This window comes from Plantactinospora sp. CA-294935 (genome assembly GCF_050936445.1).
Lineage (GTDB): Bacteria > Actinomycetota > Actinomycetes > Mycobacteriales > Micromonosporaceae > Plantactinospora.
Genome location: NZ_JBNJMU010000001.1, coordinates 7219624 through 7234718 on the forward strand (window position 1 = coordinate 7219624; position 15095 = coordinate 7234718).

The window sequence follows — 15095 nt, forward strand, 5'->3', positions numbered from 1 at the left end:
GAACTCCCGTTCCCCACCGACATCCCTCCAACTACTCAGCGCACACTACCGGTCGCCACAGGTGCACCTGAGATCGACCCACGATAATGATTTCGAGCCCCGTCCGCTCACCCGGACCGCCCGGATCCGGCGGCGACGACGGTGGCGTCCCGCCACGCGTCGAAGCCGGCGCCGATCCGGCGGACCGGCTCGCAGATCACGTACTCGGCCGGCGCCACCAGGCCGGGCCGGTCGGGCAGCGCGTCGAGTACCCGCCGGTGCAGTTCCTCGGGCGAGATCCATCCGGCGGCGACGTACGCGGTCAACTCCCGGATGCCCCGGGGATCGGCCCGGTCCGGTGCGAACACCCCGGTCGCGGCGCCGCCGGCGGCCTCGCGTACCAGTTCCGCGACGTCGTCGGGGCGGACCCAGCCGTCCGGGGTACGCACCCAGTCCGGGCCGCGCCGGGCGGGCGTCATGCCGATCCGGGCGGCGATGTCGGCGGACCGGACCTCGCCGGTGACCGCGTCGCAGAGCAGCGTCTCGATCCCCCGCACGATCACCTCGCCGAGCGCCCCCGGCAGGTACGCCGTGTCGACCAGCAGCCCGAGCCGGCACACCCCGCCGCCGGGGTTGCTGGCGGCGACCATGAACTTCATGTCGTGTTTGGACAGCGGGTCGAGCCGGGTGTACCGGGACTCCCGGCGGAGCCGGTCGAGCCGCACCGCCGGAAGGTCCGGACCGGCCGGCGGCCAGTCGTTGCCCCGGTGCCCGTTGTTGAAGTACGCCGACAGGTCGAAGCCGACCCCCCGCCGCCGGCCGGTCTCCGCGAGCAGGGCGTCCAGCGCGACCGGGTCGTACTGGGCGCGGCGGTAGGCGTCGAAGGCGGGACGGTGCACCTGCCGGGCGGTGTCGAGCAGGTCGGTCTCCGGCACCGGGAACGCCAGGAAGGCGTCCTGGGCGTTGATCGCGATCAGCTCGCGGCTGCGCCGGTCGAGCCGGTTGCCGGCGATCAGCTTGAGTACGCAGGTGTGGTGGCCGTTGTACGCGGTCAGGATCATCGCGGTCAGCCCGAGCAACACGCTGGAGAAGGACGTCCGGGTGCGCGCCGCGAGCCAGGACGCCGCCTCGGCGGCCGCGACGGAGTCCAGCAGGTGCCGCTCGATGGGGTGGTCGCCGGTCTCCGCCCGGGGCAGGTCGAACATCGAGGCCGGCGCCGCCGACAGGGCGTCTTCCCAGTGCCGCAGCGCGAGTCGGCCCTGCCGTTCGCCCTCGGGTGAGGACTGCAGGACGGCCTGCTCGACCGGCTGGAAGCCGGCACCGGCCGGTCCGGCCGGCGCGCGGGTCGGTGCCGACCCGACCCCCGCCGGGGGCGGCCGGTCGTCCACGGACTCGCGCTCACCCACACCCCGGCCGAGGTGCGGGGCTGCCGGATCGTCGGCGAGCTGTGCGCGCAGCAGGTCGACCAGGGTGGTGAACGCCCAGCCGTCGAGGGCCAGATGCGATCCGACCAGCGCGATCCCGGTCACCAGGCCGTCGGAGTCGACGGTCCAGCCGAGCCGGAGCGGGAACTCGACCTCGTGGTCGAAGGCGGCGTCGGCCAGCCGCGCGGTCAGCTCGTCGAGGACCGGGGCGGGCTCGGCCCGGTCGTCGGCCACCGTGACGTCGAGGCAGCCCTCGGCCGCGACCCGCTGCCGGGGCCCGTCCGAGGCGTCGACGTAGTGGCTCCGCAACGCCTGGTGACGCTCGACCAGGGTACGCAGGGTCGCCAGCACCCGGGCCTGGTCGGCCGGCGCGGCGAGCACCAGCGTACCGGTGAGGTTGAACTGGTTCGCCTCCTTGCCGAACCACTGGATCGGTCCCCACATCACCCGCTGGGCCCAGGTCAACGGCGCGGTGGCGGGCTCGCCAGCGGCGAACTCCAGGCGGACGGAGTCCGGCCCCGTCGCGGTACCGGCCCGGCCGGTCTCGGTAGCGTCAGTCACTCGGATTCTCCCGCTCGGGACGCTCCGGCTCGGCTGTCCGCGCCGGTCGGCGCTCCGGGGCCGGACTTCGGGGTCAGCCGCAACGGCAGGTGGTCGAGCCCCCGGAACGCCGGACTCTGCACCTTGACCAGCTCGCCGATCAGTTCGATGTCGTCGGTGCGCTCGATGAGCAGGCGCAGGAACGTCGCCGCCTGGAGCCGGGCCAGGTGCGCGCCGACGCAGGTGTGGATGCCGGCACCGAACCCGAGGTGGCCGTCGGTGACCCGGTCGATCCGGTACCGGTTGGGGTCCGGGAAGCGGCGCGGGTCCCGGTTCGCCGCCGCGAACGACAGCTCCACCCGGGCGTCCTTCGGGATCCGGGTGTTGCCGACCACCACATCGGTGATGGCGGTCCGGAAGACGTTCTGGACCGCCGGATAGAACCGGGCGGTCTCCTCGATCGTCGCCGGGATCAGGTCGGGCCGCTCGCGTACCATCCGGAACTGGTCGGGGTGGTGCAGCAGGGCGTCCACCATGCTGCCCAGGAAGTGCGTCATCGTCTCCTGGCCGCCGACCAGGAGAGTCAGGCAGAGCCAGAGGATCTCGTCCTCGCTCACCCGGTCCTGTTCCACCGCGAAGAGCTTCGAGACCAGGTCGCCCCGGGGCGCCTGGGCGCGCCGCTGTTCGAGGACGCCACGCAGGAAGCCGGTGAGGCCGGCGACGGCGGAGAGCGTCTGCTTGGCGGCCTTCAGCCGGAGTGCCGACTCGGCGGGATCGGCGGGATCGAGTTCGGCGCGCGGCCCGACCCGGGCGTTCGGGATGAAGCTCTCCAGAACCCCGGCGGTGAGCTTGAGGGTCGTGAGGTCGTCGCCCGGTACCCCCACGATGGTGGTGATGACCCGTACCGGCAGCGGGATCATCGCCTGCTGGACGAGGTCGACGTCGCCCATCGCCACCGCCTCGTCGAGCAGCTCGCCGCAGGCCCGCTCGATGAAGGTGCGCCAGACCTGCACACCGCGGGGCGAGAAGGCGTGCCTGATCAGCCCGCGCAGCCGGGTGTGGTCCGGCTGGTCGATGCCGAAGAGCACCGGCAGCGCCGAACGGTGGTAGGCGATCCCCTCGGCTGAGGAGAGGCCCGGATGGTCCTTCGCCGCCGCGCGGACGTGGTCGTAGCGGATCACCAGCCACATGTCCCGCTGTTCCAGGTACAGCGGCTCCTCGTGCCGGAGGAGTTCGGCGTACGCCGGGTACGGGTCGTCCATGGCTTCCGGGGAGAACGGGTCGAACTCCCCGGTGTACGTCGCACTGGTCACTGCGATCTCCTCCCTACCTGGGTCGCGCAGGATCCCGCCGCCCTGCTCATCGGTACGCCTTGGCCTGCAGGTCGAACATCTCCGCGTACCGGCCGCCGGCGCCGACCAGCTCGGCGTGGCTGCCGACCTCCTCGACGCGGCCGTCGGCGAGTACCACGATCAGGTCCGCGAGCTGGACGGTGGAGAAGCGGTGCGACACGAAGACGCTGACCGCACCGGTACGCCCGCCGACCCGGGCGGCCTGCTGCCGGTAGCGTTCGAACAGCGCGTGTTCGGCCTCGGCGTCCAGCGCCGCGCTCGGCTCGTCGAGCACCACCAGCAGCGGGTCGTCCCGGATCAGCGCCCGGCCGAGGGCGAGCTTCTGCCACTGGCCGCCGGAGAGTTCGACGCCGTCGGCGTAGCTCTTGCCGAGCGGGGTGTCCAGGCCCGCCTCCAGCGCTCCGGGGAGGTCGTCGGCGCCGGCCCGGTCCAGCGCGGTACGCACCGCCGCCTCGTCGTCGAGCCGGGGCAGGTCGCCGAGGCCGACGGTGCGCCGGGCCGGCAGCTCGAACCGCACGAAGTCCTGGAAGCCGGCCGCGATCCGCTCGCGCCAGTGCGGCGCCGACAGCTCGGCCAGGTCGATGCCGTCCACCAGGATCCGGCCGGCGGTCGGCCGGAGCAGACCGCAGATCAGCTTGACCAGGCTGGTCTTGCCGGCGCCGTTCTCGCCGACCACGGCGACCGTGCTGCCGGCCGGCAGGTGCAGGTCGAGGTCGGCGAGCACGGTCCGGTCCGCACTCGGATAGCGCAGGGCGACGCCGACCAGCCGGATGCCGTCGCGCAGCCGGTCCGGCGCCGGGGCGAGGGTGCCGGGCGACCGGGCGGGAGCCGGCTCGTCGGCCCGGACCAGCTCGTGCACCTCGTCGAACCGCTGGTAGACGCTGCGCAGCCGCTGGAGGTCCTGCAACACCCCGACCGCCGCGGCCACCTGCTGGTTGACCTGGGCGGCGATCGCGATCACCAGGATGAGGTCACCGGCGCTGCGGCGGCCGGCGACGGCGTCGCGCAGGATCACCAGTACCGCGGCGATGTAGCCGGCCGCGAAGGCCGACTGGCCGAGCATCCGGACCAGGCTCGCCACGGTCTGGCTGCGGCACAGCCGCCCGGTGGCGTCCTGCCACAGTCCACGGTGCCGGTGCCGTACCTCGTCGGCGAGGCCGAAGACCCGCAGCTCCTTGCCGGCGGCGGCGGAGGTGGCCAGCCGGAACAGCCCGAGCGCCCGCCGGGTGGTCTCGGCGGTGGCCTCCCGGCTCCGGTCCACCATCCGCTCCGCCCACCTGCCGGCCAGCAGCGGCGGTACGGCGACCAGCGGCAGGAGCAGCAGCAGCGGGTGCAGCGAGCCGAGTACCGCCGTGGTCAGCGCCATGGCGACGGCCAGCCCGACCCCGGTCAGCACCGCCTGGAGGCCGACCCGCAACTGCTCGATGTCCTGCTCCAGCACCGCGACCTTGTCGGCGAGTTCGGGCCGCTCGTGGTGCGCCATCCCGGACGACCCGTTGGTGGCCGCCATCAGCTCCTGGTGCAGGTGCAGCACGTCCAGTTCGGAGAGTTCGAAGTAGGCGATGTGCGCGAAGTGCCCGAGGGTGAGCCCTGCGATCAGCAGTACGGCGACGCCGATCCCGGCCAGGCTCGCCGCCAGCGGGCGCCCGGCGCTCGCGGCGTCGAAGAGGGTACGCAGCAGCACCGCCACCAGCGGCCAGGCCGCCGCACCGGCAACCACCAGGGCCAGCGCGGTGACCGCCTTGCGCCGGTCCTGCCGCAGCGACGTCCGCCACAGGGTCCAGGCGGCCGACAGCAGTCCTCGACTCATCCGACCCCCCGCTCTCCGGCGGTGCCCACCGGGGTACGGCCGGGCCCGTCGCGGAACCGTGCCGCCTGGAGTGCGAAGAGCCGGGCGTACCGGCCGCCCCGACGCAGCAGTTCCTCGTGCGTACCCTCCTCGGCGACCCGCCCCTGCCCGAGTACGACGATGTGGTCCGCCCGGCGGACGGTGCCGAACCGGTGCGAGATCAGCACCTTCGTCACCCCGGCCGTGGCGGCGACCACCTCGTCGAAGAAGCGTGCCTCGGCCCGGGCGTCCAGGCTCGCCGTCGGTTCGTCGAGCACGATCACCGAGGCACCGTGCCGGACGGCGAACAGCGCGCGGGCGATGGCCAGCCGCTGCCACTGGCCGCCGGAGAGCTCCACCCCGTCGCGCAACTGGCTGCTGAGTGGCGTTTCCAGGCCCAGCGGAAGTGCGTCGAGCGCGTCGAGGATGCCGGCGGCCTCGGCGGCGGCCCGGATGCCGGCCCGGTCCCCGGCGTACTCGACGGCGCCGAGCGCGATGTTGTCCGCCGCGCTGCTCTGGTGGCGCAGGTAGTCCTGGAAGATGACGGCGAGGCTCCGCCGCCAGCGGGCCGTCGGGATCTCGTCGATCGGGCGCCCGCCGAGCGTGATCCGGCCCGAGTCCGGGATCGCCAGCCGGGTCAGCAGCTTGACCAGGGTCGTCTTGCCGGCGCCGTTGAGGCCGACGATCGCGGTGCAGGCCCCGGGACGCAGGGTCAGCTCCAGGTCGGTGAAGACCGGGGTGGCCCGGTGCGGATAGCGGAACGACACCGACTCGAAGCTGATCGCCGCCGGGGCGCCGGGTTCGGCGCCGGGCCGGGCCGCGAGCGCCGGGGTGGTGCCGGTCGGTCCGGCAGCCGTAGCCGGTGCGGCGGCACCGGGCGGTCCGGTGGCCGTGGCCGGGTCGGCCGAGGCACGCATCCCGGCCTCGAAGTCCCGCACCGCCCGGTAGGCGTTCATGCCGAACTGGGTCTGCACGTCGGCCTCCGGATAGAAGTCGCCCAACTGGATCGCCGCCAGGGTGGCCTGGACGACCAGTGCCAGTTGGGTGAGGTTGACCTGCCCGGTCGCACCGCTGCGGCCCAGCGCGGCGAGCAGCGCGACCACGACCAGCAGGCCGAGCGCGGTGTACCCGAAGTAGGGCTTGAGGTAGACCCGGCGCCGCTCCGCCCAGACCGGACGCATCCAGTCCAGGTACGCCGACCGGTACTGGTCGCGCAGCCAGGGCAGCAGGCCGAAGATCCGGATCTCCTTGGCCGCCGGCAGGCCAGTGGCGACGCCACGGAAGTAGCTGAGCTTCCGTACCCGGGGCACGATCGAGCCGTATATCGCCGCGTACTTGCGCAGGCCGCCGCGTTGGCCGTGCCGGAACACCAGGACGGCGACGAGCAGCCCGATCCCGGCCGGCCAGGAGAAGACGGCGCCGACCACGGCCGCGTACCCGGCCAGTTGCCCGTAGCGGGCGACCAGGGCCAGCATCCCGGCGCAGGCCGCTCCGGGGCTCTGGATACCGTGCTCGACCTCGCGGGACGCCTCGGCGAGCTGGTCGAGCCGGGCCTGGTCCTCCAGCGGCGCCATGCTGACGCTGCTCAGCGCGGCGTCCATCAGCTCGTCCGCGACCCCGCCGTCGATCCGGCGCTGCACCAGCAGCCCGGTCGCGACCTGGAGCTGCGCCAGCACCTGCTGCGCGCACAGCGCCCCGGCCGCCACCACGAACGCGGTCACCAGCCGGTCGAAGGCGGCCGAGTCGACCCCGTCGCGGACCGCGGCGGGCAGCCGGCCGACCAGCAGGCTCGTCTCGACGACGAACAGCACGGGTGCGGCGGCCAGCAGCAGGTTGTCGAGTACCGCGACGGTCACCGCCGGCCACCCGGCCCGGGGCAGCAGCCGCAGGATCCGCCAGCGGTCGGCAGCGACCCGCCGGAGCACCCCGAGCGCGGAATCCCGCTCCGAACTGGTCATACCTGCTCCTCGACCCGGTCTCGTCCGCGTACCCGGGAGAACGCCTGCGCGGCGGCGTAGCCCTCGTCGAACGCCCGGACGGCGTCCAGCCCCGAGGTGTCCCGGGCGCCGCCGACGACCCGGTACCAGACCCCGGTGCGGCGTACCGTCGCCGTCAGGGCGTCGTTGCGGAGCTGGCCGGCGGCGATCACCACCGTGTCGGCGGGTACGGTCCGGGGCGTCCCCTCGGCGTCGACCAGGTGCACGCCGTCGGCGTCGATCCGCAGGTCCCGGACTCCCGGCAGGATCCGCACGCCCTGGTCGCGCAGGGCCGCGAGGATCGCCCAGCGGGTCGACCGGCCCAGCCGGGGCCCGAGCCGGTCACCCCGGTGCAGGACCGTCACCTGCCGGGCCGGACGGTCCGGGGTCGGATGGCTGGCCAGGTGGGCCAGGTCGACCGCGACGCCGCCACCGCCGATTACGACCACCCGCTCCCCCAGCGCCCCGGTGCAGAACGCCGAGGCGTAGTCGCGCACGTGTGGCAGCTCGGCACCGGGGATCGGCACCGGTCTCGGCAGTACCCCGGTGGCCAGCACGATCCCGTCGTAGCGGCCGAGCAGGCGGTGGTCGGCGGCGGTGACCGGCCGGCCGGTGCGGATGTCGCCGCCGAGCCGGGTCAGCTCCGCGACCAGGTAGCCGATCGCGTCGGCGTAGTCGGCCTTGCCCGGCACCCGGCAGGCCAGCCGGAACTGGCCACCGAGGTCCCGGTCCGCCTCGTAGACGGTCACCCGGTGCCCGGCCAGCGCCAGCCGGTGCGCGGCGGTCAGCCCGGCCGGGCCGGCGCCGAGCACCGCGACCGCGCCGGGCCGCCCGCCGTGTTCCGCCGCCGGCACGGCCTCGCGCCCGACGGCCGGGTTGACCATGCAGGAGACCGGGCTGTCGACCAGGGAGCGGTCGATGCAGGCCTGGTTGCAGGCAACGCAGACGTTGACCGGCAGGCCCCGGCGGCTCCGGTCGACCAGTGCCGGATCGGCGAGGAACGGCCGGGCCATCGAGACGAACTCCACGGCGGTACCGGCCAGCACCGCCTCGGCCTGGGTCAGCCGGGTGATCCGGTTGCTCGCCATCACCGGTACCGTGCCGACCGCCGCCTTGACGGCCGTGGCGACCGGTACCCAGTGCCCCGGCGGCACCACCGCCTGCACGGTCGGAGTCGGCGACTCGTGCCAGCCGACCCCGACGTTCAGGGCGTCGGCACCGGCGTCGGCGAGGGCGCGGGCGAACCCGAGTACGGTCTCCCGGTCGGTGCCCCCGGCCATCAGGTCGGCGCCGGTCATCCGCATGATCACCGGAAAGTCGGGACCGACCGCCTCGCGGACGGCCCGGACCACGGCGACGCCGAACCGCATCCGGCGTACCGGGTCGCCGCCCCACTCGTCGTCGCGGTGGTTGGTCAGCGGGGAGAGGAACTGGTCGACGAGGTACCCCTCGGAGCCCATGACCTCCACCGCGGCGAAGCCGAGTTCGCGGGCCTTCACGGCGCCCCGGGCGAAGTCCCGGACGGTGCGCTCCACCTCGGTGCCGGGCAGCGCCTCCGGTAGCTGCCGGGAGAACGGGCTGAACACCGCGGACGGCGCGACCGGCCGGGGGCCGGCCAGGCCCGGCTTGGCGTACCGGCCGGCGTGGAAGAGTTGCAGGGCGAGCAGGCCACCGGCCTCGGCCACCTCGGCGGCGACCCGGCGCAGCCGGTGCCGGAACGCCGGGTCGGTCAGCACGCCGTACCCGGGGCCGCCGGCACCGGCCGGGCTCACCGCCGCACCGCCGGTGACCATCAGCCCGGCACCGCCCCGGACCCGGGCCAGATAGAACGCGGCCAGCGCCGCTCCCCCGTCGTCCCGGGTCTCCCAGCCGAGGTGCATGGCGCCCATCACCACCCGGTGCGGCAGCACCAGCCGGCCGATCCGGCCGGCCCGGATGACGTGTTCGAGGCCGCTCATACCAGCGGTGCGCTCAGGTCCTGGGTGAACGGCGGGGCGACGATCGACAGGCCGCCGTCGACCACCAGCGTCTGCCCGGTGACGTACTCGGCCGCCGGTGAGAGCAGGAAGGCGACGACGTCGGCGACCTCCTGGGCGCTGCCGATGCGGCCCTTCGGGATCCGGGGCAGCACGGTGGACAGCGGTGCCATCCCGGGGACGTTGTAGAAGTACTCGGAGGACTCGGTCTCGATGATGCCGCCGTTCACCGCGTTGACGTTGATGCCCCGACCGGCGAACTCGACGGCCATGTAGCGGACCCACGCCTCGATGGCGGCCTTGGCGGCGCCGAGGTTCGCGTACGTGGGATAGGCGCGGATGCTGCCGTAGCTGGACAGCGCCACGATCCGCCCGCCGTCGCGCATCAGCCGTACCGCATGCTGGGCGCCGAGCACGAAGGAGCGGGTGTTCATCGCGTAGGAGCGGTCGAGGTGGTGCTGCTTCAGGTCGAGGATGTTCTTGAAGGAGCTGGCCGCCGCGTTGCAGACGAAGAAGTCGAGCCTGCCGAACTCCGCCTCCACCGCCGCGAAGAGCCGGTCGACCTCCTCGGGCTGCTCGACGTCGGCGGCGACGGTGAGCGCCGTACCGCCGAGCTGGGTGATCTCCTTGCGGGTCTGCTCCGCCAGCTCCGCGTTCTTCTTGTAGTTGACCACCACCGTGCCGCCGCCCCGGGCCAGGGTCAGCGCCAGTGCCCGCCCGATGCCGCGCGAGCTGCCGGTGATCAACGCGGTCGTACCCTGATAGCTGGTCACCGGATCCCTCCCAGGATCTCTCGGGCGATCACGGTCTTCTGGATCTCGTTGGTGCCCTCTTCGAACCGCTGGGCGCGGGCGTCGCGGTAGACCCGCTCGATCGGGCTGCTCTCCCAGTAGCCGATGCCGCCGTGCACCTGGAGCGCCTTGTCGGTGACCCGGGTCAGCATCTCCACCGCGACCAGCTTCGCCATCGAGGAGAGCGCCCCGGCGTCGGGCTGGTCCGCCTCCCACCGCCGGGCGGCGTGCAGGGTGAGCTGCCGGGCGGCCTCGATGTCGGCGGCGTTCTCGGCGAGCGCGAACGACACCGCCTGACGGGCCGCCAGCGGCTTGCCGAAGGTGACCCGCCGGCCGGCGTGCGCGACCGCCAGCTCCTGGGCCCGGCGGGCCAGGCCGACGCAGGTCATCGCGACCCCGATCCGGCTCGGGGTGAGGAAGCCGCCGAGCGCGACCGCCAGCCCGGCACCCTCCTCGCCGAGCCGGTTGGCCACCGGTACCGGCGCGCGGTCGAAGACCAGGTGCGCGTGGTCGGTGCCGCGTACGCCCATGGTGTCCGGCATCGGCTCGACCCGTACCCCGGGCACCTGCCGGGGCACCATCAGGGCGACGGTGCCGTCCTTGCCGCTGGTGCCGGCGAGCCGGGCGAAGAGCAGCCAGTAGTCGCAGCTCGCCCCGAAGGTGATCAGGTGTTTCTCGCCGGAGAGGTGGTAGGTGTCGCCGTCCCGGACCACGCTGGCACGCAGGTCCGCCCCGGTGCCGGCGGTCGGCTCGGTGAGCGTGAACGCCACCCGCAGGTCCCCGGCGACCTGCGGCAGCACGAACCGCTTGCGCTGCTCGTCGGTGGCGAACTGGTCCATCGCCCGCCAGACGCCGTTGCAGACGTGCACGATCATCCGCAGCGAGGCGTGCGACATCGAGAAGAGTTCGAGCAGTTCCAGGTAGCGGCTGAAGGAAAGGCCCGCGCCGCCGTACTCGGCGGGGGCGGCCAGCCGGAGGTAGCCCCGGTCGCGCAGCTCGGTCCAGAGTTCGGGCGGGACTTCACGGGTACGTTCGATCGTCGCCGCGTACTCCTCGCCGGGTCCGCGTACGAAGGACTCGACCTCGCGTACCAGGGTCGCGAACGAGGGGTCGTCGTTGCCGGTCACTGCTCCTCCTCGCCGGGTGTGTCGCGCAGCCGCTCCCGCAGCACGAACTTCTGCACCTTGCCCACCACGTTGCGGGGCAGTTCGGGCACGGTTTCCAGCCGTTCCGGCCAGTACTGCTTGGCCACCCGGTGCTCGTCCAGGAACCGCCGCAGCTCGGCGAAGCTGACCGGCTGCCTCGGTACGACGAAGGCGCAGGCCCGCTCGCCGAGCCGCCGGTCCGGCATCGCGACGATCGCGACCTCGCGGACGGCGGGGTGGCCGTGCAGCAACTGTTCGACCTCGGCCACCGGGATCTTCTCGCCACCCCGGTTGATCACGTCCTTCACCCGGCCCGTGATCCGGACGAAGCCCGCCTCGTCGATCACCGCCAGGTCGCCGCTGCGGTACCAGCCGTCCGGGGTGAGCGCCGCCGCCGTCCACTCCGGATGGTCCAGGTAGCCGGCGAAGAGGCAGTTGCTGGTCACCTCGAAGTTGCCCTCCGCCCCGGCGGCCAGCACGTTGCCGTGCTCGTCGGTCACCCGCAGCCGGACCCCGCGCAGCGCCCGGCCGTCGGTACCCCAGGCCCGGGCGGGTTCGTCGGTGGGCGCGGAGAGCGAGCCGAGGCAGGATTCGGTGGAGCCCCACGCCCCGCAGACGGCCGCCTCCAGGGTCCGGGTGGCCCGCTCGGCGAGCGCGCGCGGCACGGCGGCGCCGGTGGCGACGAAGACCCGCAGGGCCGGCGGCGGCTTGCCGCCGTCCTCGACCGCCTCGACCAGGTCGGCCAGGAACGGGGTGGCGGCCTGCACGAAGGTGCCGCCGGTGCGGTGCAGCGCGGCCAGGGCGGCCGGGCCGTCCCAGATCGGTTGCAGCACCGCCGGGGCGCCGAGGACGAAGCCGAGCCACATCCCGTAGAGGAAACCGGTCTGGTGGGCCAGCGGCGAGGGGATGAAGAGCCGGTCCTCCGCCGTCAGTCCGAGGTGCCGGGCCTGCATGGCGGCGGCCCGGGTCAGCGTCGCCATCCGGTGCAGCACGCCCTTCGGCTCTCCGGAGGTGCCGGAGGTGAAGAGGAGTTGCACGAGGGCGTCCGGGGCGGGTGCCCGGGCGGCCAGGGTCGCGGGGTGCGGTCGCTGCCGGGCCAGCGCCTCGGCGAACCGCTGCCACCGCACCCCGCCGGTGGCGGCCGGCAGCGGGCCGGTGCCGCCGACCACGAGTACGTGGGTCACCTCCGGCGGGTCGGGCCGGTCCAGCACCGACACGGTCTCGGCGACGTACGCCCGGCCGCGGAACTCGGCGCAGATCACGAGTACCCGGGCCCGGGACCGGCGCAGCAGCGACTCGACCTCCCGCTCCCGGAAGAACGGCATCAGCGGGCAGCAGACCGCCCCGATCCGGGTGGCGGCCAGCGCGAGCACCACGAACTCGTGCCAGTTCGGCAGTTGCCAGGCGACCACGTCGCCCGGGGCGACGCCGAGTTCCAGCAGCAGGGCTGCCGCCTGGTCGGCCCGCCGGTCGAGGTCGCGCCAACTGAGCACCCCACCGGGCCGGCCCGGCGACTCGACCTCGACCACCGCGTCGGCGTACGGGCGCTCCCGGGCGTGCCGGCGGACCAGCTCGGAGACCGGGGTCGCGGCCAGCCGGGCCGGCGTGGGCAGGGCCGGCCGGCTCGGCGTACGGGTGACCCGGGAGCGGTCCACCGACATGTTCAGGCCGATCGAGTTCATCTGGTCGAGGAATTGCGGGTAGGAGATCCGGTGCGCGTTCGGATAGGTCAACCGGCTCTGCCCGCCGGCCCGGGTGGCGGCCACCGCCAGCGCCATCAGCACCCGGTGGTCGTTGAACGACGACAGGTCCGCCTCGCGCAACCGCGGGACGCCCTCGCAGACCAGCCGGTCGCCGTCCAGCCGCAGCCGCCCGCCCATCCGGTTGAGTTGCAGCATCGCCGTGACCCGGTCGGACTCCTTGAGCCGGACGTGCGCGACGTGTTCCAGTACGGTGCTGCCGTGCGCGTGCGCGCCGAGCACGCTGAGCACCGGCAGCATGTCCGGCACGGCGCGGCAGTCGACGCGTACCGGATCGAGCCTGGACCCGTCGTGCCGGACCCGGAGGAAGCCGGTCGCCGGGTCGCGCAGCAGCGGCAGCCCCATCACCCGCAGGCTGGCGAAGAGGTCGGCCTCCGGATGGTCGAGTTCGCCGGGGGCGACCGCCGGCAGGTTGCGGAACAGCACGTCGGACGGGTGCAGGGCGGTCGCGGCCAGGCCGAACGCCGCCGCGCCGACATCCGGCGGCAGGTGCACCACCGCCGGGGTGGGCCGCTGTCCGGGCTCGATCTCGAACCGCCGCCCGCCGCCGTGCACCGCCACGTGCAGGCCGAACCGCCGCATCATCGCGATCGTCAGGTCGACGTAGCTGCGCTCGTTGAACGGACCGACCACCTCGACCACGGTCGGGCCGGTCGCGAACGCGCCGACCAGCAACAGACTGGAGATCCACTGCGAGAGGGTGCCGGGGATCTCCACCCGGCCCCCGGCCGGCGGGCGGGCGGCGACCCGGATCGGCAGGAACCCGTCCGCCGACGTGATTTCCACGCCGATTCCGGCCAGCGCGTCGAGCAGCGGCCGGATCGGCCGGCGCCGGAAGTACTTCTGGCCGGTGATGGTCACCGGTGTCTCGGCCAGTGCGGTCAGCCCGGTCAGGAAGTACAGCGTCGTACCGGAACTGCCGACCGAGATGTCCGGGCGGCGCGGCCGGTAGCGGCCGCCGCGTACCAGAAAGGTGTCGCCGGCGACGGTGACCGAGGTGCCGAGGTCGCGCAGGGCCCGGATGGTGTGCTGCACGTGGCCGGCGCCGCAGCCGCCGTGGATCCGGCTGGTCCCGTCGGCCAGTGACGCCAGCATCAGCGCGCGGTGGGCGTGGTATTTCGACGCCGGTACGTCGAGTTCGCCCACCAGCGGTTCGCTCGTCCCCTTGACGACGAGACGCACGTTCCCTCCCCGCGGTATGTGGTCAGCCGGCCGTGGCGTCCGGCCGCGACGCCGTGCTGCCGGCGGCCGGGTCGACTCCGCCGAACACGGCGTGCATCCCGCCGTCGGCGTGCACCACCTGCCCGGTGGTGTGGCGGGACAGGTCCGAGAGCAGGAAGAGCACGGCCCCGACCACCCGGGCCGGGTCGGCCCGGTCCCAGCCGAGCGGCGCCCACCGCTCGTACTGCTCGGCGAGCGCCGCGAAGGTGCCCACGCCGCGCGCCGAGACCGTCTCGATCGGGCCGGCGGCCACCAGGTTGACCCGGATGCCGGACGGTCCGAGGTGCATCGCCAGATAGCGGGCGATCGCCTCCAGTGCCGACTTGTAGACGCCCATCCAGCCGTAGCCGGGTAGCGCCCGGGCGGAGTCGACGGTCAGCCCGACCACCGCACCACCGCCGGGCGCCCGCGCCAGCAGCGGCGCCAGTGCGGTGCTGAGCTGCTGGAACGAGTACGACGATGCCCGGAACCCGTCGAGCACCTCGCCGGCCGGGGTGCTGCCGAACCCTGGGCCGAGCGCCTCCGGCGGTGCGGCGGCGATGCTGTGCACCACCCCGTCCAGGTGCCCCCAGCGGCGTTCGACCGTGGCGGCCAGCGCGTCGACGCTCTGGTCGGACATGACGTCCAGCTCCAGCACCTCGGTGCGGGACGGCAGCAGCTCCGCCACCCTGCGGGTGATCCGGGCGACCCGCCCGTACGAGGTCAGCACGACCTCGCAGTTCTCCCGTTGCAGCGCGGCCGCCACGTGCCAGGCGATCGACTCGTTGTTCAGGACCCCGGTGACCAGGTAGGTGCGTTTGTCCAGGCTCAGCAGCGAGGTCAACGCGACACGCCCGCCACGATCCGCTCGACGAGTTGCCCGATCGTGACGTCAGCCAGCTCGCTGCGCGGGATCTCCACCTTGTACTCCTTGGCCACCATGGCCATCAGGTCGGCGACGTCCAGCGAGTCGATGTCGAGCTTGTCGAACTTGGCGTCCAGGGTGATCGCCTCCTCGTCGACGCCGAGGTCGATCAGCTCGGCGCGGAGACGCTCCTCGACGGCGGAGGCGGTGACGGAGGTCGATGGCGAGGACATACGCGGGCTCCTTCGGTCGGGTCGGG

Annotated in this window: 10 protein-coding genes; all 10 read right to left on the minus strand. The window is 73.7% G+C overall.

Annotated elements, in window-relative coordinates:
• Nucleotides 1-107: 107 nt before the first annotated feature.
• The 10 genes from ACQEVC_RS31655 to ACQEVC_RS31700 are packed head-to-tail and all read right to left on the minus strand — an operon-like array spanning nt 108 to nt 15069.
• On the minus strand, nt 108-1964 hold the full coding sequence (locus ACQEVC_RS31655; RefSeq protein ID WP_432884884.1) for a hypothetical protein: 1857 nt from the start codon (nt 1962-1964) through the stop codon (nt 108-110).
• Entirely contained in the window at nt 1961-3256 is a 1296-nt protein-coding gene (locus tag ACQEVC_RS31660) for a cytochrome P450 (protein ID WP_432884887.1), read from the minus strand. The genes ACQEVC_RS31655 and ACQEVC_RS31660 overlap by 4 nt, the downstream gene beginning before the upstream one ends.
• Before the next feature lie 46 nt (nt 3257-3302).
• Complete coding sequence (locus ACQEVC_RS31665; protein ID WP_432884889.1) at nt 3303-5105, minus strand: ABC transporter ATP-binding protein; 1803 nt, start codon at nt 5103-5105, stop codon at nt 3303-3305.
• Nucleotides 5102-7081 (minus strand): ATP-binding cassette domain-containing protein, encoded by a 1980-nt coding sequence (locus ACQEVC_RS31670; RefSeq protein ID WP_432884891.1) that lies wholly within the window; start codon nt 7079-7081, stop codon nt 5102-5104. Before ACQEVC_RS31670 ends, ACQEVC_RS31665 begins: the two co-directional genes overlap by 4 nt.
• Nucleotides 7078-9057: an FAD-dependent oxidoreductase gene (locus tag ACQEVC_RS31675; RefSeq protein ID WP_432884894.1), complete on the minus strand. Its 1980-nt coding sequence runs from the start codon at nt 9055-9057 to the stop codon at nt 7078-7080. The genes ACQEVC_RS31670 and ACQEVC_RS31675 overlap by 4 nt, the downstream gene beginning before the upstream one ends.
• Complete coding sequence (locus ACQEVC_RS31680; RefSeq protein ID WP_432884896.1) at nt 9054-9848, minus strand: SDR family oxidoreductase; 795 nt, start codon at nt 9846-9848, stop codon at nt 9054-9056. Before ACQEVC_RS31680 ends, ACQEVC_RS31675 begins: the two co-directional genes overlap by 4 nt.
• Nucleotides 9845-10993, minus strand: a complete 1149-nt coding sequence (locus ACQEVC_RS31685; RefSeq protein WP_432884899.1) for an acyl-CoA dehydrogenase family protein — start codon at nt 10991-10993, stop codon at nt 9845-9847. Before ACQEVC_RS31685 ends, ACQEVC_RS31680 begins: the two co-directional genes overlap by 4 nt.
• Complete coding sequence (gene aroA / locus ACQEVC_RS31690; protein ID WP_432884901.1) at nt 10990-13953, minus strand: 3-phosphoshikimate 1-carboxyvinyltransferase; 2964 nt, start codon at nt 13951-13953, stop codon at nt 10990-10992. Before aroA ends, ACQEVC_RS31685 begins: the two co-directional genes overlap by 4 nt.
• A gap of 22 nt (nt 13954-13975) precedes the next feature.
• Entirely contained in the window at nt 13976-14815 is an 840-nt protein-coding gene (locus ACQEVC_RS31695) for an SDR family oxidoreductase (RefSeq protein WP_432884904.1), read from the minus strand.
• Complete coding sequence (locus tag ACQEVC_RS31700) at nt 14812-15069, minus strand: acyl carrier protein (protein WP_318396979.1); 258 nt, start codon at nt 15067-15069, stop codon at nt 14812-14814. Before ACQEVC_RS31700 ends, ACQEVC_RS31695 begins: the two co-directional genes overlap by 4 nt.
• Between the last annotated feature and the right edge of the window lie 26 nt (nt 15070-15095).